General features: G+C 69.3%; 24 protein-coding genes. 15 read left to right on the top strand and 9 right to left on the bottom strand.

Features of this window, described 5'->3' with window-relative positions:
• Nucleotides 1-175 precede the first annotated feature (175 nt).
• Genes NRB56_RS35640 through NRB56_RS35625 form a run of 4 tightly spaced genes read right to left on the bottom strand, consistent with a single transcriptional unit; the run spans nucleotide 176 to nucleotide 3,418 of the window.
• Nucleotides 176-1,786 carry an acyl-CoA synthetase gene (locus tag NRB56_RS35640; RefSeq protein ID WP_153348769.1) on the bottom strand — a complete coding sequence of 537 codons (1,611 nt, stop codon included), beginning with the start codon at nucleotides 1,784-1,786 and terminating at the stop codon, nucleotides 176-178.
• A gap of 46 nt (nucleotides 1,787-1,832) precedes the next feature.
• The gene (locus tag NRB56_RS35635) at nucleotides 1,833-2,381 is read right to left on the bottom strand and encodes a nuclear transport factor 2 family protein (protein ID WP_153348768.1); all 549 of its coding nucleotides are present in this window, start codon (nucleotides 2,379-2,381) and stop codon (nucleotides 1,833-1,835) included.
• A gap of 27 nt (nucleotides 2,382-2,408) precedes the next feature.
• Entirely contained in the window at nucleotides 2,409-2,612 is a 204-nt protein-coding gene (locus NRB56_RS35630; RefSeq protein WP_153348767.1) for a ferredoxin, read from the bottom strand.
• Nucleotides 2,612-3,418 carry an SDR family oxidoreductase gene (locus NRB56_RS35625; protein WP_153348766.1) on the bottom strand — a complete coding sequence of 269 codons (807 nt, stop codon included), beginning with the start codon at nucleotides 3,416-3,418 and terminating at the stop codon, nucleotides 2,612-2,614. Before NRB56_RS35625 ends, NRB56_RS35630 begins: the two co-directional genes overlap by 1 nt.
• 408 nt (nucleotides 3,419-3,826) lie before the next feature.
• Between NRB56_RS35625 and NRB56_RS35620 the strand changes: the two genes are divergently transcribed.
• The 8 genes from NRB56_RS35620 (at nucleotide 3,827) to NRB56_RS35585 (ending at nucleotide 11,650) form a co-directional block, all read left to right on the top strand.
• Nucleotides 3,827-4,579, top strand: coding sequence for an SDR family oxidoreductase (locus tag NRB56_RS35620; protein ID WP_153348765.1), 753 nt, complete (start codon nucleotides 3,827-3,829; stop codon nucleotides 4,577-4,579).
• A gap of 71 nt (nucleotides 4,580-4,650) precedes the next feature.
• Nucleotides 4,651-5,544, top strand: a complete 894-nt coding sequence (locus NRB56_RS35615) for an NAD(P)-dependent oxidoreductase (protein WP_153348764.1) — start codon at nucleotides 4,651-4,653, stop codon at nucleotides 5,542-5,544.
• Entirely contained in the window at nucleotides 5,541-5,939 is a 399-nt protein-coding gene (locus NRB56_RS35610; RefSeq protein ID WP_153348763.1) for a carboxymuconolactone decarboxylase family protein, read from the top strand. Before NRB56_RS35615 ends, NRB56_RS35610 begins: the two co-directional genes overlap by 4 nt.
• A 10-nt stretch (nucleotides 5,940-5,949) precedes the next feature.
• A complete protein-coding gene (locus NRB56_RS35605; protein WP_153348762.1) occupies nucleotides 5,950-7,482 on the top strand; it encodes an FAD-dependent oxidoreductase in 1,533 nt (510 codons plus the stop codon).
• Nucleotides 7,483-7,518: 36 nt separating this feature from the next.
• Nucleotides 7,519-8,379, top strand: coding sequence for a TIGR03619 family F420-dependent LLM class oxidoreductase (locus NRB56_RS35600; RefSeq protein WP_153348761.1), 861 nt, complete (start codon nucleotides 7,519-7,521; stop codon nucleotides 8,377-8,379).
• A gap of 58 nt (nucleotides 8,380-8,437) precedes the next feature.
• Complete coding sequence (locus NRB56_RS35595; protein WP_319944010.1) at nucleotides 8,438-9,862, top strand: glycosyltransferase; 1,425 nt, start codon at nucleotides 8,438-8,440, stop codon at nucleotides 9,860-9,862.
• Nucleotides 9,856-10,587: a class I SAM-dependent methyltransferase gene (locus NRB56_RS35590; protein WP_153348760.1), complete on the top strand. Its 732-nt coding sequence runs from the start codon at nucleotides 9,856-9,858 to the stop codon at nucleotides 10,585-10,587. The genes NRB56_RS35595 and NRB56_RS35590 overlap by 7 nt, the downstream gene beginning before the upstream one ends.
• Nucleotides 10,574-11,650, top strand: coding sequence for a glucosidase family protein (locus tag NRB56_RS35585; protein ID WP_319944009.1), 1,077 nt, complete (start codon nucleotides 10,574-10,576; stop codon nucleotides 11,648-11,650). Before NRB56_RS35590 ends, NRB56_RS35585 begins: the two co-directional genes overlap by 14 nt.
• A gap of 92 nt (nucleotides 11,651-11,742) precedes the next feature.
• Here the strand turns inward: NRB56_RS35585 and NRB56_RS35580 are convergent, their stop codons facing one another.
• Together NRB56_RS35580 and NRB56_RS35575 are read right to left on the bottom strand one after the other, a co-directional pair.
• Nucleotides 11,743-12,102: a DUF1304 domain-containing protein gene (locus tag NRB56_RS35580; protein ID WP_153348759.1), complete on the bottom strand. Its 360-nt coding sequence runs from the start codon at nucleotides 12,100-12,102 to the stop codon at nucleotides 11,743-11,745.
• Between the two features lie 64 nt (nucleotides 12,103-12,166).
• A complete protein-coding gene (locus NRB56_RS35575) occupies nucleotides 12,167-13,801 on the bottom strand; it encodes a GMC family oxidoreductase (RefSeq protein ID WP_153348758.1) in 1,635 nt (544 codons plus the stop codon).
• Between the two features lie 249 nt (nucleotides 13,802-14,050).
• Here NRB56_RS35575 and NRB56_RS35570 point away from each other — a divergent pair, with 249 nt between their 5' ends.
• Nucleotides 14,051-15,298, top strand: a complete 1,248-nt coding sequence (locus NRB56_RS35570; RefSeq protein ID WP_319944008.1) for a cytochrome P450 — start codon at nucleotides 14,051-14,053, stop codon at nucleotides 15,296-15,298.
• A gap of 60 nt (nucleotides 15,299-15,358) precedes the next feature.
• The gene (locus NRB56_RS35565) at nucleotides 15,359-15,844 is read left to right on the top strand and encodes a glutathione peroxidase (protein ID WP_319944007.1); all 486 of its coding nucleotides are present in this window, start codon (nucleotides 15,359-15,361) and stop codon (nucleotides 15,842-15,844) included.
• A 16-nt stretch (nucleotides 15,845-15,860) separates the two neighbouring features.
• Here the strand turns inward: NRB56_RS35565 and NRB56_RS35560 are convergent, their stop codons facing one another.
• Nucleotides 15,861-16,421, bottom strand: coding sequence for a TetR/AcrR family transcriptional regulator (locus NRB56_RS35560; protein WP_319944017.1), 561 nt, complete (start codon nucleotides 16,419-16,421; stop codon nucleotides 15,861-15,863).
• Between the two features lie 139 nt (nucleotides 16,422-16,560).
• On the opposite strand from NRB56_RS35560, the gene NRB56_RS35555 reads away from it, so the two are divergent.
• From NRB56_RS35555 to NRB56_RS35545, 3 genes are all read left to right on the top strand, one after another.
• Nucleotides 16,561-17,235: a class I SAM-dependent methyltransferase gene (locus tag NRB56_RS35555; RefSeq protein ID WP_153348756.1), complete on the top strand. Its 675-nt coding sequence runs from the start codon at nucleotides 16,561-16,563 to the stop codon at nucleotides 17,233-17,235.
• Nucleotides 17,236-17,536: 301 nt separating this feature from the next.
• Complete coding sequence (locus NRB56_RS35550) at nucleotides 17,537-18,028, top strand: Fur family transcriptional regulator (protein ID WP_153348755.1); 492 nt, start codon at nucleotides 17,537-17,539, stop codon at nucleotides 18,026-18,028.
• A gap of 11 nt (nucleotides 18,029-18,039) precedes the next feature.
• Nucleotides 18,040-19,506, top strand: a complete 1,467-nt coding sequence (locus NRB56_RS35545) for a catalase (protein ID WP_153348754.1) — start codon at nucleotides 18,040-18,042, stop codon at nucleotides 19,504-19,506.
• A gap of 591 nt (nucleotides 19,507-20,097) precedes the next feature.
• Here the strand turns inward: NRB56_RS35545 and NRB56_RS35540 are convergent.
• Nucleotides 20,098-20,736 (bottom strand): LutC/YkgG family protein, encoded by a 639-nt coding sequence (locus tag NRB56_RS35540; RefSeq protein ID WP_319944006.1) that lies wholly within the window; start codon nucleotides 20,734-20,736, stop codon nucleotides 20,098-20,100.
• Nucleotides 20,737-21,068: 332 nt separating this feature from the next.
• On the opposite strand from NRB56_RS35540, the gene NRB56_RS35535 reads away from it, so the two are divergent.
• Complete coding sequence (locus NRB56_RS35535; protein ID WP_153348753.1) at nucleotides 21,069-22,427, top strand: serine hydrolase domain-containing protein; 1,359 nt, start codon at nucleotides 21,069-21,071, stop codon at nucleotides 22,425-22,427.
• On the opposite strand, the gene NRB56_RS35530 is transcribed toward NRB56_RS35535, so the two are convergent.
• Nucleotides 22,424-22,837, bottom strand: a complete 414-nt coding sequence (locus tag NRB56_RS35530; protein WP_153348752.1) for a nuclear transport factor 2 family protein — start codon at nucleotides 22,835-22,837, stop codon at nucleotides 22,424-22,426. The genes NRB56_RS35535 and NRB56_RS35530 overlap by 4 nt on opposite strands.
• Nucleotides 22,838-22,942: 105 nt before the next feature.
• Here NRB56_RS35530 and NRB56_RS35525 point away from each other — a divergent pair, with 105 nt between their 5' ends.
• On the top strand, nucleotides 22,943-23,521 hold the full coding sequence (locus NRB56_RS35525; RefSeq protein ID WP_319944005.1) for a TetR/AcrR family transcriptional regulator: 579 nt from the start codon (nucleotides 22,943-22,945) through the stop codon (nucleotides 23,519-23,521).
• The last annotated feature ends 18 nt before the right edge of the window (nucleotides 23,522-23,539 follow it).

Below are 23,539 nucleotides of genomic sequence, written 5' to 3'. Positions count from 1 at the left end.
GAAATTAGAACACGTTCTCATTCGTCGTCGGAGCCGAACCACGGAACTTCCCCGGCGAGTCCCGCTCCCGAGCGGGCCGGCAGCCACCCGGCGGTACCGGCCCGCCGGACGACCGGCCCAGCCCGGCCACGCCGAGCCGATGCCGAATCATCCGGCCCACGCCCGCAACTGGGGCTCAGTCGGCGTCGTGGTCCGGAACACGGCCGGCCGCAAGCTCTTTCGCCCAGCGATAGTCCGGCTTCCCGCTCGGGGTCCGCCCGACCTCCGCGACCACCCAGATCCGCCGCGGCAGTTTGTATCCCGCGAGATGCGCGCGGACATGCCGCTGGAGATCGACGAAGTCGATCGGTTCCGGCCCGGCGGCGGCGACCACCGCGGCCACCTGCTGACCCCAGCGCTCGTGCGGCACCCCGATCACCACCGCGTCGTAGACGGCCGGATGCGCCTTCACCACGGCCTCCACCTCCTCGGTGAACACCTTCTCGCCGCCGGTGTTGATCACCATGTTGCCGCGGCCCAGCAGGGTGATCGAGCCGTCCGGTTCCACCCGGGCGCGGTCGTCGGTGACGACGGTGCGCGCGCCGCCGACGGTGCGGAACAGCTCGGCGGACCGCTCCGGATCCTTGTAGTAACCGATCGGGACGTTGCCGGTCTTGGCGACCCAGCCCTCCCCGCCCGGCGCGACCGGCGCGCCCTCGTCGTCCACCACCAGCGCACCGCGGCCGATCTGCACCCGCGGACCGCGCCCCGGATCGTCGTCCTTCTGCGCGAAACCGATTCCGCCGAAACCGGTTTCGGACGAGCCGATGGAGTCGGTCAGGACCGTCTGCGGCAACAGCTCCAGCATCGCGTTCTTCACCGGCTGCGACAGCAGCGCCGCGCCGGATCCGATCGAGAGCACCGAGGAGGTGTCGGCCGGTTCGGCGCGCAACGCGTCGATCAGCGGCCGCGCCATCGCGTCACCGGTGATGACCAGCACCTGCGGCCGCTGCGCCGCCACCACCTGCCATACCCGGCGCGGGTCGAAGCGCGGTTCGAACACGACGCCGCTGCCGGACCACAACGCGTTGAAGGTCGGCATCATGGCCGCGGCGTGGATCAGCGGCGGCAGTACGAACCACAACCACGGATCGTTCTGCGCGCCGGTGCGGGACTGCTGATATTCGTCGGCGACGGGAACGCCGGTGTAGAAGTCGATTCCGCCGCCGAGCACCCGCCACATGTCCTCCTGCCGCCACACCACCCCCTTGGGCAGGCCGGTGGTGCCGCCGGTGTACATCACGAACCGGTCGTCACTGCTGCGCGGCTCGAAATCCCGCTCCGCGGAGGTGTTCTCGAAGGCGGCGGCATACGGCACGGATCCGCTGGGCAGACCCGCGCCGCCCTGGTCGTCCTCGACCACCAGGACGTGGCGCAGACCGGGCACCCGCGGCCGCACCACGTCCACCGTCGGCGCGTAGCAGCGATGGTGCACCAGTGCCGCCAGATCGGCGTTGTCGAAGAGGTAGCGCAGTTCCTCGGCGCCGTACCGGTAGTTGATGTTGATCGGCACCGCCCGCAGCTTGAAGCAGGCGAGCAGGACCTCGAGGGTCTCCACGCTGTTGTGCATCTGGAAGCCGACGTGCGCGTCGTGCCCGATGCCCGCGGCGGCGAGGTGGTGCGCCAATTGATTGGCCCGGCCCTCCAGTTCGCGGAAGGTGACCCGGCGTTCGCCCTCGATGACGGCGATCCGGTCCGGCATCGCGTCCACGGCATGTTCGAAGAGGTCGGCGAAATTGTTCGGCATGTGCGGTTCTCTCGTGGCAGGAGCGGTCAGCGATGCGAAATACTCGTCACCACAACGGGACCGGGGACTCGCCGATCCGGTACCAGCCCGGCAGCGGCTCTTTCGAGACCGAACGCGAGATCCGCTTCTGCATCCCCTCCGACAGCGCGTTGTCGGTGATCATGTCCACGAACAGCGCGGAGACGTTGCCGAAGTCGAAGAAGTCGCGCTGCCAGGACCATTGATAGTCACCGCCGTAACGGAACCAGCTGCCGCCGATGCCTTCCGGGCTGTAGTGGCGGCCGTCGGCGCGGGTGCGCTCGTTGATCTGCTTCCAGAAGCCGATCACGGCGCCGCGCTGTTCGTCGATCACGAATTCCTGGTACGGATAGGTCCAGCCCTCGAGGCCGGCCATCTCCTGGCCGAGCGCCAGCTCGCGGATCTCCTCGCGGCCGACGGCCATGAACTCCTGAGTGGGGCCGTAGTTCCACCCGTAGGTGGCGTCCTCGGTGTACATGTCGGCCAGCGGCCGCCAATCACCGGCGGCCTCGGCGCGTTCGTTCTCGACGACCCAGCGGCGGACCATCTCGTCCAGTTCGTCCCGGGAATAGGACATCGGTGTCCCTCTCTTGCCGTGCGGTACTCAGGGTTTCGGGTTGTCTTCGATGAGGGACAGCGCCTGGGTCGGGCAGTACCGGACCGCGGCGCGGACGGCCTCCAGGTCGGCGCCCGGATCGGCGCGGAGGATCTCCACCTTGCCGTGCTTCGGCACGGTGAACACCGCCCCGGCCTCGTCCTGGCAGACCGCGTGCCCCTGGCACAGATCCAGATCGACCTCGACGCGCATCAGCTCTTCCCTCCGGTCTCGTTCGAATCGCGTTCGCGCAGCGGCGCTTCCGGTTGCACCTCGACCAGCACCAGATGGGCGCCGCGCGGGGTGGACACCACCGCGGTCACCGCGGCGGCGATATCGGAGGCGCGCAGGAAGTACGAATGCCGGGCGAATCCCCAGCGCACCCAATTCTCGATCACCGGGCCGATCGACTCCGGCGCCGCGGTCATCCCCATCCCGGTCTGCGTCTGTCCCGGCCGGACCACCGAGGCGCGAACCCCGGTGCCCTCCAACTCCATTCGCAGCTGGTGGCCCATCGCCTCCAGTCCGGTCTTGGCGGCGACGTAGGCGCCCATGCCGGGCCGCGGGATGTCCGCGCAATCGGAGCCGATCAGCACGAAATCGCCGCGGCGGCGCTCGACCATGCCCGGGATCACCCGGTTCGACAGCCATTGCGCGCCGACCAGATGGACGTGCACCTGCCGCAGGAACACCTCCGGGTCCATCGTGTAGGCGTGCCCGAACTCCAGATCGCCCGCGCCGGAGACGGCGATCTCGATCGGCCCGAGCGCCGCCTCGGCGGCGGTCACGAATTCGTCGACCGACCGCAGATCGGTGACGTCGAGCCGATGGGCGAACGCCGTACCGCCGTCGGCACGGATCTTCTCGGCCAGCGATTCACAGATCTCCACCCGGCGGGCCCCCAGGGCCACCGGGTGGCCGAGTTCGGCCAGCGCCAGCGCCGTCGCGGCGCCGATGCCGGACGAGGCGCCGGCCACCAGCGCCGGCCGGCGCTGCGGATGCGGGGTGAAGCGGGGCATCAGCGAACCTCCACGGTGATCGGCCGATGTGGGTCCGGCCCCCACCCCGCTGCCGAGAACGAGTTCGGTCGCCCGCGGCGCCGTTCCGGCATCACGAGAGACACATAGCTGGACATGTGTCTGGACGCTACCACCGGCAGGCCGCGCCGACAATGCCTGCGGCGATCCACTCCTGATCATGCCGAAGTCCACCGCTCGGCGGGCCAGAATTGAAACGAGTTCTTGCGCGCCGAGAGCACTCGAACCTATAGTCCGTACACGTGTCCGGACACCTAGGGACCTACCGATGCGCGGGCTCGTGAGCACCGGCAACGCATCCCGGCCGGGCGGCGCCCGCGTCGTCGCCGGGCCACGGACCGGCACACGGGAATTGGAATTGATCGCGACCGTCGAACAGGAGCACTCCTCATGACCCGTTTCACCGGACGATCCGCGATCGTCACCGGCGCGGCCCGCGGCATCGGCGCCGCCTACGCGCGCGCACTGGCCGCCGAGGGCGCCAAGGTGGTCGTCGCCGACCTGAACGCGGAGGCGGGCGAAGAGGTCGCCAAGGAGATCACCGCGGCCGGCGGCACCGCCGTCTTCCACCGCGTCGACGTCTCCGATCCGGAATCCGCCACGGCCCTGGCGGAATTCACCGTCGCCGAGTTCGGCGGCATCGACCACCTGGTCAACAACGCCGCCATCTACGGCGACATGAAGATCGACCTGCTGCTGACCGTGCCGTGGGACTACTACAAGAAGTTCATGGGCGTGAACCTCGACGGCGCGCTCAACGTGACCCGCGCGGTGTGGCAGCCGATGGCCGCGAGCGGCGGCGGTTCCATCGTCAACCAGTCCTCCACGGCGGCCTGGGTGTACTCCGGGTTCTACGGCCTGGCGAAGGTCGGAATCAACGGCCTCACCCAGCAATTGGCCTACGAGCTGGGCGGCTCCAAGATCCGGATCAACGCGATCGCGCCCGGCCCCACCGACACCGAGGCCACCCGCACGGTCACCCCGGGCAGCATCGTCAAGGATATGGTGAACCGGATCCCGTTGAAGCGCATGGGAACTCCGGACGACATGGTCGGCGCCTGCCTGTACCTGCTGTCCGACGACGCGGCCTGGGTCACCGGCCACATCCTCAACGTCGACGGCGGTCAGGTGTTCCGGGCATGAACGGTCAAGGGCCGGAGGCGGCAGCGGAGCATCACCACGCAGGCCCTCCGCTCATGCCCCATCGAGACGGCATGAACGGGGACACCGAAACCCCGCCCGTACAGGTCGGTTTCATCGGCCTGGGCGATATGGGCAAGCCGATGGCCGAGCGATTGCTCGCCTGGCCGGGCGGTCTGGTGGTGTGCGATCTGCGGCCCGAGGTGGTCGAGCCGTTCACCGCCGCCGGGGCGAAGGCCGCCGCCACGGCCGCGGAAGTGGCCGCGCAGGCCGAGGTGATCTCGGTGGTCGTCGTGAACGACGACCAGGTCCGCGCGGTCGTCACCGGTCCGGACGGCATCCTGAGCGCCGCCCGGCCGGGCACCGTGATCGCGGTGCACTCCACCATCGCCGACGAGACCGCCATCGAACTGGCCGCCGAATGCGCCCGCCACGGTGTGGATCTCGTCGACGCCCCGATCAGCGGCGGCGCCGGGGGCGCGCAGCAGGGCCGCCTCGCGGTGATGGTGGGCGGCAGCGAGGCCGCGTACGCCCGGCTGCGGGAACCGTTCCGCTGCTTCGCCGATCTGGTCGTGCGCGCCGGCGAGGTCGGCGCGGGCACCCGGATGAAGCTGGCCCGCAACCTGCTGCACTTCGTGGCCTTCACCGCCGCCGGCGAAGCCCAGCGGCTGGCCGAGGCGGCGGGCCTGGATCTGCGGAAACTCGGTCGCGTGGTGCGGCATTCCGACGCCGTCACCGGTGGCGCGGGCTCGATCATCCTGCGCGACACCACCGCACCGATCCCGGCGGACGACTTCTGGTTCCCGATCCTGTCGCACGTGCGCAACCTGGGCGAGAAGGACCTGTCGCTGGCCCTGGCGCTGGCGGACCGGCTCCACGTCGAATTGCCCTTGGCACAACAGGCTTTCACCGAACTCGGCCCCGGACTGGGCGTCGGCGCCGGTGCACTCGCGAAGGAGCGACCATGAGCGGCAACGGTTCCGCACCCGACGACCGCCGGCAGCGCGGCCTGGCCCGGATGGGCGAGGTGTACGGGATGGCGTTCACCGACGGCCCCGGCGAGCATTTCGCCGTCACCGCGGACCACCTGTTCGCCGACATCTGGTCCCGGCCTGGCCTGAGCCTGCGCGATCGGCGGTTGCTGCTGCTCGGCGCGCTGTCCGCGCAGGGCCTGTTCGACGTCGCGGAGATCCAGATCGGCGCCGCGCTGCACAACGACGAGCTCACCGCCGAGCAGCTGCACGAGATCGCGCTGTTCCTCAGCCATTACGTCGGCTGGCCCGCCGGCACCAAACTCGACCACATCGCGGGCAAGGTCGCGGCGCAACGGAAGAAGCGCGAATCCGCCCGAGAGAGCAAGTGAGGTAACGCTGATGTCCGACACCGCGACCGTCCGCCCGCTGCGCGCCGCCGAGGTCACCGAGTGGGATCTGACCGCCGACGTGGTCATCGCCGGCTACGGCATCGCCGGCGCCTGCGCGGCGATCGAGGCCGCCCGGGCCGGCGCCGATGTCCTGGTGCTGGAACGCACCGGCGGCTGGGGCGGCGCGGCCGCGCTGTCCGGCGGCTATGTCTACCTCGGCGGCGGCACCGGGCTGCAACGCGCCCTCGGCTTCGAGGATTCGCCGGAGAACATGGAGAAGTTCCTGCTCGCGGCGCTCGGTCCCGGCGTGGACACTGCCAAGATCCACGACTACTGCGAGGGCAGCGTCGAACATTTCGACTGGCTGGTCGAGCAGGGCGTGCCGTTCAAGCAGGAATTCTGGGGCGAGCCCGGCTGGGAGCCGCCGCACGACGAGGGCCTGATGTATTCCGGCGGCGAGAACGCCGCCCCGTTCAACACCATCGCCTCCCCGGCGCCGCGCGGCCACCTGCCGCAGATGCAGAACAAGCGCACCGGACTGAAGGGCGGCGGCTTCATGCTGATGAAGCCGCTGTCCGAGGTCGTCGAATCCCTCGGCGTGCGTGCCGAATACGACGTCCGCCTGCAGCGGCTCGTGGTCGGCGACGACGATCGCGTGGTCGGTGTCGCCGCCCGGCGCTACGGCAAACCGGTGCTGATCCGCGCGCGGCGCGGGGTGGTGCTGGCGACCGGCAGCTTCGCCTACAACGAGCAGATGATCGAGAACTACGCGCCGCGGTTGATCGGCCGGCCCGGCGCGGCCATCGAGGAGCACGACGGCATCGGCATCCGGGTCGCGCAGGCGCTCGGCGCGGACGTGGCGCACATGGACGCCACCGAGGTGGCGTTCTTCGGTGATCCGCAGCTGCTCGCCCGCGGCATCCTGGTGAACGGGCGCGGTCAGCGCTACATCGCCGAGGACACCTACGGCGGCCGGATCGGCCAGGCCACGCTGATCCAGCAGGAGAACCAGGCGTATCTGATCATCGACGAACAGTCGCTGGAACAGGGCCAGGGCACCGAGACCGCCACCCCGTTCTTCCGGCAGCCGCCTAAATGGGCCGCGGAGACGGTGGCGGAACTGGAATCCGATATGGGCCTGCCGGCCGGCGCGCTGCAGGCCACCGTCGAGGTCTACAACCGGCACGCCGCCGACAGCGCCGATCCGCTGTTCGGCAAGAAACCGCAGTGGGTGCGGCCGCTCGGCACCCCGCTGGCCGGATTCGACCTGCGCGGCTTCACCGCCGGGTTCACCCTCGGCGGTCTGCGCACCGACCTGGACTCGCGGGTGCTGCACGTGTCCGGCGAGCCGATCGCGGGCCTGTACGCCGCGGGCCGCTGTACCTCCGGCATCTGCGCGGGCGGCTACGTCTCGGGCGCCTCGCTCGGCGACGGAAGTTTCTACGGCCGCCGGGCGGGTATTGCGGCAGCCGCGAATACCGCCGCGGCGGCGCCGCTCATGGACTCCGCGGCGGCGCCGCTCATCGACTCCGCCGATCAGTAAATATTCGCCGTGCACGATCGAAAGGATCACGGGCCCATGCGCTTCGGCATCGTCCTGTTCACCAGCGACCGCGGGATCACCCCGGCCGTCGCCGCGAAGGCCGCCGAGGACCGGGGTTTCGCCTCGTTCTTCGTGCCCGAGCACACCCACATCCCGGTGAAACGCGAGGCCGCGCACCCGACGACCGGTGATGCCAGCCTGCCCGACGATCGGTACACCCGGACGCTGGACCCGTGGGTGGCGCTCGCCACCGCGGCGGCGGTCACCGAGCGCATCGAATTGTCCACGGCCGTGGCGCTGCCCGCCGAGCACGATCCGATCACGCTCGCGAAGACGATCGCGACCCTGGATCACCTCTCCGGTGGCCGCGTCGCGCTCGGCGCCGGATTCGGCTGGAACACCGACGAACTCACCGACCACGGCGTGCCCGCGCACAAGCGGCGCACCGTGCTGCGCGAGTATCTGGAGGCCATGCGGGCGCTGTGGACCCAGGAGGAGGCCTCCTACGACGGCGAATTCGTCAAGTTCGGGCCCAGCTGGGCGTGGCCGAAGCCGGTCCGGCCGGATCTGCCCGTCCTGATCGGAACGGCCGGCACCGAACAGGGTTTCCGCTGGATCGCCCGGTCCGCCGACGGCTGGATCACCACTCCGTACGAGAACGAACTGCTGCTGGAGCGGTTGCGCCTGCTGTCGAAGGTCTGGCAGGACGCCGGGCGCACGGGCGCGCCGCGGGTGGTCGCGCTGGCCGGGAAGCCCGATCCGGCGCAACTGTCCGAATGGGCCGCCGCCGGGGTCACCGACGCGTTGTTCGGGTTGCCGGACAAGACCCCCGACGAGGTGCTGACGTACCTCGATAGGCTGGCCGGGAAGCTGGCCGCCGCGGGCGGGACCGGCTAGCCGTCGGATCGGCCTCCCGCCCCGTTCTTTTCGTTCCTCTCGAGATTGCGAGCCCCCTGTGCGTATCGCCCTGCTGTCGTATCGCAGCAAGACCCACTGTGGCGGACAGGGGGTCTACGTCCGGTATCTCAGTCACGGCCTGGCCGAGCTGGGACACGAGGTCGAGGTGTTCTCGGGGCAGCCGTATCCGGAGGTACTCGATCCCCGGGTGCGGCTGACGGAGGTGCCCAGTCTCGACCTGTACCGCGAACCCGATCCGTTCCGCACGCCGCGGCCCGGCGAGCTCCGCGATCGGATCGATCTGCTCGAACTGGGCACCATGTGGACGTCCGGATTTCCGGAGCCGCGCACCTTCAGCCTGCGCGCCGCGCGTCTGTTGCGCTCGCGCACGGGCGATTTCGACGTCGTGCACGACAATCAGTGCCTCGGCAGCGGGCTGCTCGACATCGCACGGCACCTGCCGCTGGTGGCCACCGTCCATCACCCGATCACCCGGGACCGCGCGGTCGATCTGGCGGCCGCGCGCTGGTGGCGGCGGCCGTTCGTGCACCGCTGGTACGGATTCCTCGGCATGCAGCAGCGCGTGGCGCGGCAGATCCCGGAGCTGATCACCGTGTCGTCCTCCTCGGCGGCCGACATCGCCGGCGATTTCGGGGTCGACGCGGGACAGTTGCGGGTGGTGCCGCTCGGGGTCGACACCGGCCTGTTCCGGCCCCGGCCGCGGCTGCGGGTGCCCGGCCGGATCGTCGCGGTGGCCAGTGCGGACAAGCCGCTCAAGGGGATCGCGCATCTGCTGCGCGCGGTGGCCCGGCTGCGCGGCACCTACGAGATCGATCTGCGCCTGGTCGCCAAGCTGGAACCGGACGGCCCGACCGAGAAACTCATCGCGGAACTGGGCCTGTCGGACGTGGTCACCGTCGCCGCCGGACTGTCCGACAACGAACTGGCCTTCCTGCTCAGCTCCGCCGAGATCGTCTGCATCCCCTCGATGTACGAGGGCTTCTCCCTGCCCGCGGTGGAGGCGATGGCCAGCGGCGCCGCCCTGGTGGTCAGCCGCGCCGGTGCGCTGCCCGAGGTGGTCGGCGATTGCGCGGTCCTGGTCGAGCCCGGCAACGTCGGGGAATTGGCGGCCGCGATCGGTGACCTGCTCGCCGATCCGGGCCGCACGGCCCGCCTCGGCACGGCCGGACGCCGCCGGGCGCTGTCCGTGTACAGCTGGGAATCGGTTGCGGCACAGACGGTCTCGATCTACGAGGAGGCGATCGCGCGGCACGCCGGGCATTCGCGGCCACGGCCACCGGAACAGCCGCGCACGGGCCACGGCCCGGCCGGACCGGGTCGTTCGACCGGACCCGGCGGCCCGGCGGCAGCCGTCGGCGGCATCACGACCGACCCGGATCCGCGCGATTCGAACGCCCTGCGCTCGAGTCCACCCGGCACGATCGCCGGGCACTCCGGCGCCGAGGAGGCACAGGCATGCTGACCGTGGACTTCGATCGGCTCCGGGTGGGTCCCGGCGTACGGGTCATCGACGTGGGCTGCGGTCAGGGCCGGCACAGTTTCGAGGCATATCGGCGCGGGGCCGATGTCGTGGCCTTCGATCAGAACGCGGACGATCTCGCCGACGTGAAACTGATGTTCGGCGCGCTGGCCGAGGCGCGCGAGGCGCCGGACCACGCGAAAGCCGAAGCGGTACAAGGTGACGCGCTGGCGCTCCCGTACGCCGACGGCGAATTCGATGTGGTGATCGCCTCGGAGATCCTGGAACACGTCCCCGAGGACGAGCGCGCGATCGCCGAACTGATCCGGGTGCTGAAACCCGGTGGCACACTGGCGGTCACGGTGCCGCGCTGGCTGCCGGAACGGATCTGCTGGCTGCTGTCCGACGAGTACCACGCCAACGAGGGCGGCCACGTCCGGATCTACCGGGCCGGCGAGCTGCGCCGCAAGATCACCGATCGGGGCGTGCGATTCGTGCACAGTGCGCACGCCCATGCCCTGCACGCACCCTACTGGTGGTTGAAATGCGCTGTGGGAGTGCGCAACGACGACCACCCGGCGGTCGCCGCCTATCATCGGCTGCTGGTCTGGGACATGATGAAGAGGCCAGCGGTCACGCGGCTCGCCGAGACCGCGCTCGATCCGCTGCTGGGCAAGAGTGTCGCCCTGTACTTCTCGAAGCCGGCGGTGCGCGGTGCCCGGCTCTGAACCACCCGCCCTACCGGGGGTACTGACCACTGCCCAATGCCTGCGCACCGCCGAATCCATCGCCGCCGCACAGGAATCCGACGGCGCGATCCCCTGGTTCACCGGCGGCCACACCGATCCCTGGGACCATGTGGAGAGCGCGATGGCGCTCACCGCCGCCGGACTGCTGGACGCCGCTCGCGCGGCGTACGACTGGTCGGCCCGCACCCAGCGGCCGGACGGTTCCTGGCCGTCGCAGTTCCGGGCCGGTGTGATCGAGAACGCGGACGCCGACACCAACTTCTGCGGCTATCTCGCGACCGGGGTGTGGCACTACGTCGCCTGCACCGGCGATCGGCGCTTCGCGGTTCGGATGTGGCCGCACGTGCGCGCCGCGATCGACTACGTGATCTCGATGCAGCGCGGCCGCAACGGCGAAATTCATTGGCTGCGAACCGAGTCCGGTATCGCCGCGGAAGCGCTGCTGACCGGCTGCGCGAGCATGTTCCACAGTATCCGCGCCGCGCTGGCGCTGGCCGATCTGCTCGGTGTCGCACAACCGGAATGGGAGGTGGCGGCGTTGCGGCTCGGCCACGCTGTCCGGCATCACCCGGACGCCTTCGCCGTCAAGGACCGGTACTCGATGGACTGGTACTACCCGGTGCTGTGCGGCGCGTTCCACGGCCCGGACGGGACGGCCCGGATCGACTCGCGCTGGGACGATTTCGTGGTCGGCGACCTCGGCATCCGCTGCGTCGACGACCGGCCGTGGGTGACCGGGGCCGAAACCTGTGAATTGGTGCTGGCATTGGACACCCTCGGCGACCGGACCCGGGCCCGGCGCCTGCTCGCCGCCATGCAGCACCTGCGGGAGTCCGACGGATCCTATTGGACGGGACTGGTATTCGCCGACGGCAAGCGCTGGCCGGAGGAGCGCACGACCTGGACCGGCGCCGCGATGATCCTGGCGGCCGACGCGCTGTCCCGCACCACCGGCGGCAACGGGGTCTTCCGCGACTTCGCCACGAACGTCGACGTCACGGCCGCCGGTTTCGCCTGCGACTGTGTGGGTTCCCGCCCCTGAGCGACGCGGACCCGGCCGGACGGCGCCGTGTCACAGCTCACCGGGCCTCGCGTCCGGCCTGCGACGTCACCGTGCCGGCGGGCGAGTCCGGGTCAGCCCGCGATCACAACGGCGATCAACGCGATCGCCGCGGGCAGCGACTGCGCGAACCAGGCGCGGCTCGCGCCGTTGACGGTGCCGTACACCCCGGCGACGATCACGCACAGCAGGAAGAACACCTTGAACGAGAACCCGGCGTGCCCGGCGGCCAGGCTCCAGAACAGCCCGGCCGCCAGAAAGCCGTTGTACAGCCCCTGATTCGCGGCCAACGCGCTGGTCTCGGCGGCGAATTCGGCGGTGGTGCCGAAGATGTCGCGCGCACGCGGTCCGCGCCACAGGAACATCTCCAGCACCAGGATGTAGCAGTGGATCAGCGCGACCAGCACCACCAGCACGTCCGCAACCACGGTCATGGCGCCACATGCTAGAACCAGGCATTCGCGTCACGAACGACGACACACCGCCGACCGCCGGGTATCACCCCGCGGTGATGAACTCCGCCGCCTTCTCACCGATCATGTAGCACGGCGCGTTGGTGTTGCCGCCGGTGATGCTCGGCATGATCGAGGCGTCGGCGACCCGCAGGCCCTCGATGCCGCGCACCCGCAGCTGCGGATCGACCACCGCGCGCTCGTCGGCACCCATCCGGCAGGTGCCGACCGGGTGGTAGACCGAGTGGATGCGGTTGGGCAGTTCCCGCCGCAGCGCGGTCTCGTCCGCGAAATCGGGTCCGGGCGAGAGCTCCTCGGTGACCGAACCGGCAATGGTCTTGTGGGCCATCACCTCCCGGATCAACCGGATGCCCTCGATCAGGAAGTCCGCGTCGGCCGGATCGGACAGGTAGCCGGGGTCGATCAGCGGCGCCTGCAGCGGATCGGCCGAGGCCAGCCGCAATTCGCCGCGACTCTTCGGGTAGATCAGGGTGGGGAAGATCGTCATCGCCTGCCGGCGATCCACCATGTGCAGCTTGTCCTCGTCCTGGTTCGGGCTCGGGTAGGACCACGGCAGCGTGTGGATCTGCATGTCGGGCACGTCCTTGGCGAACCGGGTGCGCACGAACCCGGCCACCTCGAACACGGTGCGGCCGAACCAGGAACTGCCGCGGCGCAGCGTCTCCTGCAGCACGCCGGCGGCGAAGTGCGACGGAATGCCGCGGTGCAGCGCCTTCTTCGAGATGTAGGTCATCGGCACGAACAGGTGGTCGTGCAGGTTCTGGCCGACGGGCAGGTCCGCGTGCACGTCGATGCCGAGATCACGCAGATGCCCGGCCGGGCCGATCCCGGACAGCATCAGGATCTGCGCCGACGCCATCACCCCGCCGGAGACCACGACCTCCTTGCCGGCCCGGATGATCCGGCGGGAGCCGCCCTCGATCACCTCGACGCCGGTGGCGCGGCCGTTCTCCACCACCACGCGCGCCACGTGCGCGCCGGTCACCACGGTGAGGGTCGGATTCGACCGGTTGGTCAGGTATCCGCGAGCGGAGCTGTAGCGCAGGCCGTCCCGGACGCTCTGCTGGAAAATGCTGATGCCCTCCTGGGATTCGCCGTTGTAGTCGGCGATCCGGGGCGCGCCCAGCGTCTCGGTGGCGGCGGCGATGAACTCCTGGGCGATCGGGGTGAGCTCCTTCTGCCGGGTCACCTCGATCGGGCCGCCGGAGCCGCGGAAGTCGTCGGAGCCGCCCTCCCAGTTCTCCAGCCGCTTGTAGGCGGGCAGCACGTCCTCGTAGCTCCAGCCCTCGCAACCCTCGGCGGCCCAGGAGTCGAAGTTGGCCTTGTTGCCGCGGACGAACAGCATGCCGTTGACCGAGCTGGAGCCGCCGAGCACCCGGCCGCGGGTCATCGGGATCGTCCGCTCGTTGGCGTGCTTCTGCGGAACCGAGTACTGCGACCACGTCACCCGGTGCTTCAGCTGCGGCACGGTGTGCACCATCGTGATCATGCCCGGGCTGGTCACCAACCGAGTGTTGTCCTTGCGGCCCGCCTCGAGCAGGATGACGGCGGCACCGGTCTCGGCGAGCCGGCTCGCCACGGTGGCACCGGCGCTGCCCGCGCCGATGACGACGTAATCGGCCTCGGAGGCGGACGACTGGGTGCGCGCTGAGTCGGTCATGGTCGATGGTCCTCGCTGATCGGTCGGAGTTGTCGCCGCGGGCCGCCGTACCGCACAGTGCGGCACCCGCCTCGGATCACTCTAGAACAAGTTCTAATCTTGGTGAAGATACTGCCACTCGGCACCATCGAAAGTCGGCACTTCCGAACGCGCAATTCCCTACGCTGACCAGCACTCCCATGGTTCAATCGACGTAGAACATGTTTCATTTCCATTGTCGGCGCGGCGCTGCGCCAACAGGAGGAAGCCGTGCCAGTTCCATCCTCGTCCGACCCCCAGCTCCCGGCCGGATTCAACTTCACCGATCCGGATCTGTGGGAGTCGCGCACCCCCGCCGCGGAATTCGCCGCACTGCGCCGGACCGCCGGCGTGTGGTGGAACGCGCTGGCCGACGAGGATTCGGCGCCGTTCCACGACGGCGGCTACTGGGTGGTGAGCCGGCACGAGGACGTCAAGGAGATTTCGCGGCACCCGGAGCTCTACTCGTCGAACCGCAACGGCGCGATCATCCGGATGCCCGTCTACACCACCCACGAGCAGCTGGAACTCACCACCGAGGCCCTGCTCGTGAACATGGATCCGCCCAAGCACACCAAGATCCGGCGGATCGTCTCCCAGGGCTTCACCCCCCGCGCGGTGGAGAGCCTGCGCGCCGCGCTGACCGAGCGAGCGGAGCGAATCGTGCTGGCCGCCAAGGAGTCCGGTGGTGGCGATTTCGTGGCACAGGTCGCCGCGGAACTGCCGTTGCAGGCCATCGCCGATCTGCTCGGCGTCCCACAGGACGATCGGCACCGGCTGTTCGAGTGGTCGAACAAGCTGATGAACACCGAGGATCCGGAGTTCGCCGGCGAATCCGTCACGGCCAACGCCGAATTGCTCGGCTACGCCTGGAACATGGCCGAACAGCGCCGGGCCCGGCCGCTCGACGACATCGTCAGCCGGCTGGTGTCGGCCGACATCGACGGGGAGGCATTGGGTTCCGACGAGTTCGGATTCTTCGTGATCCTGCTGACGGTGGCGGGCAACGAGACCACCCGCAACGCGATCACGGCCGGGATGAAGGCGTTCGTCGACCATCCCGGCCAGTGGGAGCTGTTCCGCGAGCAGCGGCCCGGCACCGCCGCGGACGAGATCGTGCGCTGGGCGACGCCGGTGAGCGCGTTCCAGCGCACCGCGACCGCGGATCACGAACTCGGCGGGCAGGCCGTCGCCGCGGGGCAACGGCTCGGATTGTTCTACAGCTCGGCCAATTTCGACGAGACGGTGTTCGAGGACCCGTTCGCCTTCGATGTCCTGCGCGATCCCAACCCGCACGTCGGGTTCGGCGGCACCGGCGCGCACTACTGCGTGGGCGCGAATCTGGCCCGGCTGGAGATCGACCTGATGTTCAACGCCATCGCCGACACCATGCCCGACCTGCGCCAGCTCGCCGAACCGCAACGGCTGCGGCACGGCTGGATCAACGGCATCAAGCACTGGCGCGTCGCCTACTACTGACAAGGCGCGCAGCGAAACGGAGCTGTTCTCTCAGCTTCCGGAAAACTAGGATCGGGTTCCGTGACCATTCGCGAGATCCCGGTACGCACCCTGTCCGACGACCCCACCACCCTCGCCGACCTCGTCGGCGACAAGGCCCTGCTGGTGGTGAACGTGGCCTCCCGCTGCGGCCTCACCCCGCAATACACCGGCCTGGTCGAATTGCAGCAGACCTACGGCCCGCGCGGATTCTCCGTCGTGGGCGTGCCCTGCAACCAATTCATGGGCCAGGAGCCCGGCACCGCCGCGGAAATCCAGGAATTCTGCTCGACCACCTACGGCGTGGATTTCCCCCTGCTGGCGAAGGTCGACGTCAACGGCGAGGACCGGGATCCGCTGTATCAGGAATTGGTGCGGACCCCGGACGCCGAGGGTTCCGCCGGCGATATCCAGTGGAATTTCGAGAAGTTCGTCGTCGATCGTGACGGCAAGGTGGTGGGCCGTTTCCGGCCGCGCACCGAACCGAAGGATCCGACGGTGATCGCCGCGATCGAATCGGTGCTCTGATCCCGCGAACCGGCGTTCAGCCCGGCAGCACCTGCCGGGCCGATTTCTCCAGCCGGTCCGCGATTTCCACATAGGACACGTATCCGACGCCGGCCCGGACCAGTGCGCCGGCATAGAGCAGTTCCAGTGTCTCCACGATGTCGAGATCGGGATCCGGCCCGAGGGCGAGCAGCAGTCGACGCCGGATCTCGGCCCCGATCCGCAGCCGCAGATGCGCGGCGTCCGGATCGGTGCCCAGCAGCGCGCTGGTGACGGCCCCGGCCAGCGCCGGTTCGTCCGCGACCAGCATCGCGATCTGCCGCAGCACCGCCACCGCCCGCGTGGTCCGGTCACCGTCCTGCGGCGGTTCCGGCGCGGCCGCGAGCCGCCGCCAGAAAACCTCGGCGACGACGTGTTCCTTGGAGGAGAAATAGGTATAGGCCGTCGCCGTGCCGACTCCCGCCGCCGAGGCCACCATGCGCACGGTGAGACCCGCGAAACCCTCGCGCGACAGCACTTCCAGCGCGGCCCGCGTCAATCGGTCGACGGTATCGGCCTGTTTCTCGGTGAGGCGCCGCCGGGTGGCCTCCAGATTCACCGGGACAGCCGCCGGGCCGGGCCCGGTGGAAACGGGATCGGACACGTGTCCAGATGCTACTATGGTGCCGCTTCGGGGGCAACTCACCCGCCTCCCGGCAATCACCGCCCGGCCGGGCGGAGGAAAGGTTTCACAGCTGATGACTCGCGCGCAATCCGCCATTTCCCCCGACACCCGGGAACTGTTCCGGCTCGCGGAGCAAACCACCGGTTTCATGCCGCCGGCCGAGGGCGAGGCGCTCTACGAGGCCGCCCGCCGATACGCCGGCGACGGGACGATCGTGGAAATCGGCACCTATTGCGGAAAGTCGTCGATCTACCTCGGCGCGGCCGCCCGCGAGACCGGAGCGGTGGTGTACACGATCGATCACCACCACGGCTCCGAGGAGCATCAGCCCGGGTGGGAGTACCACGACACCACGATGGTCGACCCCGAGACCGGGCGGTTCGACACCGTGCCCGCCTTCCGCCGCGCGATCGTCCGCGCCGGCCTCGGCGACAGCGTCGTGGGCATCGTCGGCGCGTCGGTCACCGTCGCCCGGATCTGGCGCGCGCCGATCCGGCTGCTGTTCATCGACGGCGGTCATACCGAGGAAGCGGCGCAACGCGATTACGACAACTGGGCGCACTGGGTCGCGGCCGGCGGCGCGCTGGCCATCCACGACGTCTTCCCCGATCCCGCCGACGGCGGCCGCGCGCCCTACCACATCTATCGGAAGGCGTTGGACAGCGGCCGATTCCGCGAGGTCGCGGTGACCGGTTCGCTGCGGGTCCTGGAGCACGACGCCGGCTGCGGCGGCCGCCCGCAGGACTGACCGGCCCGGCGCGCCACCACCTCCCCACACCGCACCGCGGGCACCCGAGGCCCGCGGTGCGGTCGTGTGCGTGATCATGGGCACGCACCGTGGACTGTGGGCATCGCCACGCACACAACCCCATCCGTCCGTGCGGACCGCGCGACGGCGCACACTGGACGATGAGCATGCTCCCGTTCGCCCTGGTCGCCGGGTGATTGCTCTCCGGCGGGGTACCCCCGGCCCGGGTCGCGGTGGCGTGATCCGGCCGAAAGTAACCGACCGGTCTTTTCTTGACTTATTCCAGAATAGGGGCATACTCATGGTCATGCACATCAGCGGATTCGATCCGCGCGAACGCTTACGCGCGGTCGGCCTGCGGGTCACGGCCCCGCGGGTGGCGGTGCTGGATGCTGTTGTGACCCAACCGCATTCGGATGCCGACCAGGTGGCTGCCCGGGTTCGGGAGGCGCTCGGCACGGTGTCGACCCAGGCGATCTACGACGTCCTGCACGCCTGCGTCAACGCCGGGCTGCTGCGCCGCATCGAACCGGCCGGCTCCGCCGCCTTGTACGAGGCGCGGATCGGGGACAACCACCACCACCTGGTGTGCAGAAGTTGCGGCACGGTCGCCGATGTCGACTGCGCCGTCGGACATGCCCCGTGTCTCGATCCGTCGGACGCGCACGGTTTCGCGGTCGACGAGGCCGAGGTCGTGTATTGGGGCCTGTGCCCGAACTGCCGGGCGGACAGTACATCCGCCCCCGAGAAATCCGGCAGCTCTCCGATCGAGGAGGTTGCCCGCCGGCCCTAGGAGGGTTCCGAATGACGACATCCGAGCCGACCACGACCAACAGCGGTATCCCGGTCGCCAGCGACGACGAATCGCTGACCGCGGGCCCGCAGGGACCCGTCGCCCTGCACGACTTCTACCTGATCGAGAAGCTGGCCCAGTTCAACCGCGAGCGCGTGCCGGAACGCGTGGTGCACGCGAAAGGCGCGGGCGCACACGGTGAATTGGTGGTCACCGGCGACGTGAGCCGCTACACCTCCGCGAAACTCTTCGCCCCCGGTGCGCGCACCGCGTCACTGGCGCGGTTCTCCACCGTCGCCGGCGAGCAGGGCAGCCCCGACACCTGGCGCGACCCCCGGGGTTTCGCGGTCAAGTTCTACACCCCCGACGGCAACTACGACCTCGTCGGCAACAACACCCCGGTCTTCTTCATCCGGGACGCGATCAAATTCCCCGACTTCATCCGCTCGCAGAAGCGGTTGCCGGGCAACGGACTTCGCGACCACAACATGCAGTGGGACTTCTGGACGCTGCGCCCGGAATCCGCACACCAGGTGACCTGGCTGATGGGCGACCGCGGCATCCCGAAGACCTATCGCCACATGAACGGGTACGGATCGCACACCTATCAGTGGACCAACGCCGCGGGCGAACGCTTCTGGGTGAAATACCATTTCAAGACCGACCAGGGCGTCGACTTCCTCACCCAGGCCGAGGCGGACGAGATCGCCGGCCGGGACGCCGATCACCACCGCCGCGACCTCTGGGACGCGATCGAGCGCGGCGACTTCCCCAGTTGGACGCTGTACGTGCAGATCATGCCGGTCGCCGAGGCGGAGTCCTACCGCTTCAACCCCTTCGACCTCACCAAGATCTGGTCGCACCGCGACTATCCGCTGACCGAGGTCGGCAGGTGGACACTGAACCGCAACCCGGCGAACTACTTCGTCGAGATCGAGCAGGCCGCCTTCGAACCGTCGAATCTCGTTCCCGGAATCGGCTTCTCACCGGACAAGATGCTGCTGGGCCGGGTGTTCGCCTACAGCGACGCGCACCGCTATCGGATCGGCGCGAACTACGCCGAGCTGCCGCCGAACCGGCCGCACGCGGCCGAGGTGCGCTCCTACTCCAAGGAGGGCGCGATGCGGCACGGCTTCAACGCCCCGGAAGTGCCGGTGTACGCGCCGAATTCGTTCGGCGGACCGCATGCCGACCCGAATGCCGCCGGCGACGAGGGCCGCTGGAGCTTCGACCCGGAACTGGTCCGCACGGGTTACGTCCGGCACGCCGAGGACGACGATTTCGGTCAGGCCGGCACGCTGGTCCGCGACGTGCTCGACGACGCACAGCGTGATCGCTTGGTGGGCAACGTGATCGGCCATGTGCTCGACGGGGTGCGGGAACCGGTGCTGTCCCGGGTGTTCGAGTACTGGAAGAACGTCGACCCGCAGATCGGCAAACGCATCGAGGAGGGCGTGCGCGCCGCCACCGATCGATAGGTCTCCGCACGAGTCGAGCCCCGGTCCGCGCGGACCGGGGCTCGACTCGTGTTGCACGCACACGTCTTTCCGCACGTCGCTTTCATTTCGATTGCGGTGCAGGACGTTACGTCCTATCGATGGCTTACACCATTCCCCACCAATAGAACAGGCAGGCCAGTATGAAGACTGCAACGGTGTCCATCGCGTTCCCTCCCGATCCTCGTGCCACTCGTCCCTGCCATCATCCCTCGAGAACGACGGGGCCGAACGAACTCGGGTGACACGGCCGGCCTGACACCCCTCGTGGACAGGCCGGCCGAATCCGTTCCGCGCGGCCGCGTTCCTGCCGCCCCCTCCGAACGGCAGGAACGTGGTGCGGTGCCGGGTGCGACCCGCCACCCCTCGTCGGCGGGCCGCCCCCGAGACCCCACCCGTGCGGTGGTTCCGGAGATACCGGATCAGTCGAAGGTGAGTGCGGTCATCGTCTGTCTCCTTCGAACCGGAATCGGTGTCGATACAGACAATGCGGCCGCGCCCTTGGCGCGGCCTTAAGAAGATCTTGTGATCGGGATCGAAGCCGGTGGTGGACGCTTTGTCGCCCGCGACCGATCATTCGACGATCAGAACCACCAGCTGACGCATGCTGTGCCGGCCGTGCGCCCGTTCCTTCTCGGGATCGGCGGGCGCGGAGGGGCCGCCGACCCAGGTGATCGGGCGACGCGGATCGAGTTTGTCCAGCACATCGGGCAGCGTCGGATCGATCTGCCCGACCTGCACCACGCACACATGGCAATTGGGCAGCAACGCACCGCGCGCACCCTGACCGACGCCGCCGTCGAGCACGATCGCGCCGGAGTCGGCCACGGCGCCGGCGCATGTGGTCAGCACGGCGTCGGGCACCTCGGCATGGTCCACCGGACCGGTCAGCACCCGGTGCTGCGCACCGGTGGCCCATTCGGCCAGCCAGTCCTCGGACAGTCCGTCCGGCGCCAGTACCGACGCCACGTTGTGGCTGCGCAGCGCGCCGGCCACGGTGTCCGCGATGGCCTGTTCGGTGATGCGGTGCACCTGGGCGCCGTTGTGCTTCATGCGCTCGGCGAACAGGTCGACGATCTCCGCGCGGTCCTCGGGGGTCAGTTCCGGGGCGTTGCGGCCGTAAGCGCGCGGCACCGGAACCGTGCGGCCGTCGTCGGGCAATGCTTTCAACCCGTCGCGCACGCGGCGCAGGATCTCCTCCCGCGACGTCACGGTAGCCTCCCGTTCGAGCTCGCCTCCGGCCTCGGGGCCGCCGGATCGCCGATGTTCGTTGCGTGGTGGCCGCTGCCGAGTGCCCGGCGACAGCGCGCGCGGAACGACTCCCGCCGCAGCAGCAGACAAAACAGAGTATCCGGTTTCGGCGGACAGACCGGATCGTCGGGATGTGGTTACGTGTGATCTTGTTCGCCAGAATACCCGCGTCGATACCCGTTTACGCCCGGCTCGACCGATTCGCGCGAGTATTCCGGACGGTTGGATCCCGATTCGATCGCGGCGGCCGTGGCAGCGCCGATCGGCGCCGTTTTCGCCGATAACCTGCGGAAATGGGGCGCATTCTCGGCTGGGTGACGGCCGTCTCGATAACTCTGACGGCCACCTCGATCGCACCGACGGCCGCGGCGGCACCGGCCGTCGCCGGGCCCGCGGCCCAGGCCCGCTGCGCGGCGACCAGCGGGCGCGACCTGCCGCGCGCAGCCCCCGAGGAGGTCGGATTCGATCCCGCGCGGCTGGCTGCCGCACTGGCGACGGCCGCCGGCCGCAACCGCCTCAACGTGCAGGTCTTCCGGCACGGCTGTCTCGTGGGCGCGGGACCGCTCAACGATCGGACCGGCGAGATCGCCTGGAACGTGTGGAGCGTCACCAAGAGCGTGGTGTCCCTGATCGCCGGCATCGCCTGGGATCGGGGCCTGCTCGATCTGGCCGCGCCGATCGACCGCTACCTGCCGACCGGCCTGGGCGACGCCGCGCACCGCGCGATCACGGTGGAGAACCTGCTCACCGAGACCTCCGGGCTGCGCGTCGCCGTGGTGAACGAGGGGATCACCGGCATCGTCCCGATCGAGCCGAACAGCGCGGTGCAGGCGCTCGGCGTGCCGCTGGACCATCCGCCGGGGACCACCTTCGCCTACAGCCAGCGCAACGTCGATCTGCTGTCGTATGTGACGGAACTGGCGATCGGCGAGCCGCTGCAGCGATTCGCGCAGCGTGAGCTGTTCGATCCGCTGGGCATCGAACCCGGCGACTACTACTGGTCACGGGATCGGGCCGGGCACACCTACGGCTACGCGCACCTGACCATCCCACCCGACGATCTGGCCAAACTCGCCCTGCTGCTCGGCAACGACGGGCGGTGGGGTGCCGCCGAGGTCGTGTCCGGGACGTACCTGACCCGGGCGCGACGACCCTCACCCGCCAATCCCTGTTACGGATATTTGTTCTGGACCGGCGGCGGATGCGTCGAGATGCCGGCGTTCCTGCCCCCGGACACCTTCGAGATGTCCGGGCTGGGGATGCAGAACGTGTTCGTCATCCCCAGCCTGGATCTGACGGTGGTGTGGACCGGCGCGTTCGGCAGCCGGTCGGTCGCCGGGCCGATCGGGGTGCTGAACGGTTCGACCGAACTCAGCCACGAATTCTTCCGGGAGCTGTTCGCCGCCTTCGAGGAGCCGCCCGTGCCGGATCCCGGCCCGTACGTGGAACTACAGCGGCGGGTGGATCCGCGCACCCTGTTCGACCCGGACATGACGCTGGCGATCTTCGGCGTGGGCCCGGACGCCTACCCCGGCTGCGACGTGCTGTCGTGCCTGGACGCCCCGCTGGCGCCGCCGTTCGCCGCCGTCCCGCCCGGCTGTCTGGTGGTGGTGTGCCTGGGCCCGGACCCGCGGACACCTCGAATTCGCTAGTCGCCCTGGGTAATCCGCGCGAAACGACCGGTGTCCATGTAGTCGCGGAACAGCAGCACGCGCCCGTCCCGCACCCGCACGACATTCACGGAGGTGTGCGACCGACTGCGGCCCACGCCGGGCCGGGTCATGTCGACCTCGTTCTCGACGATGACCACCTCCGGATCCGCGGTCTCGTGGAACTGCGTGTGGATGCCGTGCACCTCGATGGTCGACAGTCCACCGGACCACCGCTGCCGGAGGTGATCACGGATGGCCTGCGGGCCCACCAGCCGGGTGGGCATGCCGGGGATCGGGAACGGGATCTCGAACACCCCATCCGGCGCGAACAGCGACGCGAAGGCGTCGGCGTCACGGGCCGGAAGGTCGTGGAACATCTGCTCGACGAGTTCGCGTGGGGTACGGGTCATGACGAAACCTCTTCCGGGACGGGGAAAGAATGAAACGGAACGCGCGCCCCGCCAAGTATCCGGAACGATCGCCCCGCTTGTCAACGCGCCGGTACACTCGCCGTTGTGACCGACAGCAAGCCCGAGGCGACTGCCGGGCGCCGCACCCAGCGCGCCGACGCCCGCCGCAACCGCGAGCGCGTACTCGCCGCGGCTCGCGAAGCCTTTGCCGCCGAGGGCATTTCGGTTCCACTGGACGACATCGCCCGACGCGCCGGCGTCGGGCCGGGCACGGTCTACCGCCACTTCCCCACGAAGGAAGCACTTTTCCACGCCGCCATCCTCGACAACATCGAGCGGATGACCGAGGCGGCCCGATCCCTGACCGACGCCGACGACACCGGCGCGGCCTTCTTCGGATTCCTGGACCGGATCGTCGCCGAAGGTGGCGTGAAACGTGATCTGGCGGAAGCGATCGGCGATCGCGCGCTGGAATTCTCAACTCCCAGAAAGAAATTCCGCGAAGAATTGAACGTGTTGTTCTGCCGGGCCCAGCGCGACGGCGCGGTCCGCGACGACATCGATATCGACGACTTCCTGCGAATCCTGCAGGGCGCCTTCACCGCCGCCCATTCCGCCGGCCTCGACGCCGAACGCCGCCGCCGCACCTTCGCCGTCGTCTTCGACGGATTGCGTTCGCGCTGAGGCCCTCCGGGGCACGAA

This window comes from Nocardia aurantia (genome assembly GCF_009604425.1).
Taxonomy (GTDB): Bacteria; Actinomycetota; Actinomycetes; order Mycobacteriales; family Mycobacteriaceae; genus Nocardia; species Nocardia aurantia.
Note: the sequence above shows the minus strand (reverse complement) of the source record. Positions and strands in the feature narration are given on the sequence as shown.